This is a genomic window from Paenibacillus sp. UMB7766-LJ446 (assembly GCF_030226665.1).
Lineage (GTDB): Bacteria > Bacillota > Bacilli > Paenibacillales > Paenibacillaceae > Paenibacillus > Paenibacillus vandeheii.
In genome coordinates this window covers 1-1,301 of the sequence record NZ_JASOYM010000034.1, presented here as the reverse complement: position 1 = coordinate 1,301, position 1,301 = coordinate 1, and the positions used below count along the sequence as shown (strand labels likewise).

General features: G+C 44.4%; 2 protein-coding genes. Both read left to right on the top strand.

The annotated features are described in order from the left end of the window. Positions 1 to 84 precede the first annotated feature (84 nt). Positions 85 to 405 (top strand): transposase, encoded by a 321-nt coding sequence (locus tag QP794_RS33055; protein ID WP_285080848.1) that lies wholly within the window; start codon positions 85 to 87, stop codon positions 403 to 405. Continuing rightward, positions 402 to 1,265 carry an IS3 family transposase gene (locus tag QP794_RS33050; RefSeq protein WP_350338911.1) on the top strand — a complete coding sequence of 288 codons (864 nt, stop codon included), beginning with the start codon at positions 402 to 404 and terminating at the stop codon, positions 1,263 to 1,265. Before QP794_RS33055 ends, QP794_RS33050 begins: the two co-directional genes overlap by 4 nt. The last annotated feature ends 36 nt before the right edge of the window (positions 1,266 to 1,301 follow it).

Genomic DNA, 1,301 nt, shown 5'->3' with positions numbered 1-1,301 from the left:
TGGTATTATCCCCTTTAAGTAGACACTTGAAAAAACCTTCATGTTATCATGAGGGTTCAAGTGACACTTGGAGGGGATATTTTTATGGCCAAAAAAGGACAAACATTTCAGACGTATACCGAAGAATTTAAATTGAATGCTGTTAGATCCTATGTCGAAGGTTCTTCAAGTTACAAGGTGGTCGCTGATCGCGAAGGAATTCGAAACTGTTCACAACTGAAGGTGTGGGTAAAAAAATGGAAAAACGGGGAAGCGTTCGATGAGCGAAAAAACAATGTTCCGAATCCACTGAAAGGACGCCCTCGTACTGCCTTTAGCAGTGTAGAAGAAGAACGGGACTACCTTCAAGCACAGGTGGATTATTTAAAAAAGCGGTATCCAAATCTAGTAAAGGAGAAGCGCTGAGCCAACGGGAGAACTACGATATCATAGACGAATTGCGTTGCTCGCATGGCATTACACGCCTATTATCGATTACAGGAATACCCCGTTCCAGTTACTACAAATGGCGAGCAACACAGCCGCAGCGAGACGCAAGACAAGACCGTGAGCGTGAGATCAAAGAACACATGATGGCTATTCATTTTGCAAACCGAGAGTTTGGTTATCCTCGCATGACAACGGCGTTGTGGGAGGCTGGTCTGAACGTTAATCACAAGAAAGTATGGCGAATCATGCGGGAACTATCGATCCAATCGGTAATTCGTAAGAAGCGGAAGAAGTCTAGCTATACGCCATCTGTGATTTATCCGAATCGCCTGAAGCGCAAATTTCATGCCACAGCACCCCAGCAAAAAATGGTGACGGATATTACTTATATTTCGGATGGAAACACATTCGTTTACCTGTCTGTGATTCAAGACTTGTTCAACAACGAAATTGTAGCTTGGCAATTATCTAAACGGAACGATGTTCAGCTCGTATTGGATACGGTGGAACAATGGACAAAAAAAAGAGACGTTTCGGAAGCCGTGCTCCATTCGGATCAGGGCTTCCAATACACGTCTCAGGCGTACAACACACGATTAGAAGCATTCGGCGTGAAGGGCAGCCACTCTCGCAAAGCAACCTGCCTGGATAACGCATGCATCGAATCCTTCTTTTCGCATCTCAAGACAGAGAAGCTGTACCTTAACCAGTTTAATTCAGAAGTAGAGATTCGACAAGCCGTGGAAGATTATATGTACAATTACAATTACCGACGTTTTCAAGCCAAACTCAAACAGCGCGCACCGATTGAATATCGATGCGCACTGGCAGCATAGCTTTTTTCATCTGTCTACTTGACAGGGGTAAGACCA

What these genes read in the sequence shown, in the direction of transcription:
- QP794_RS33055 (WP_285080848.1), top strand. Translation starts at nt 85, where the DNA reads ATGGCCAAAAAAGGACAAACATTTCAGACGTATACCGAAGAATTTAAA.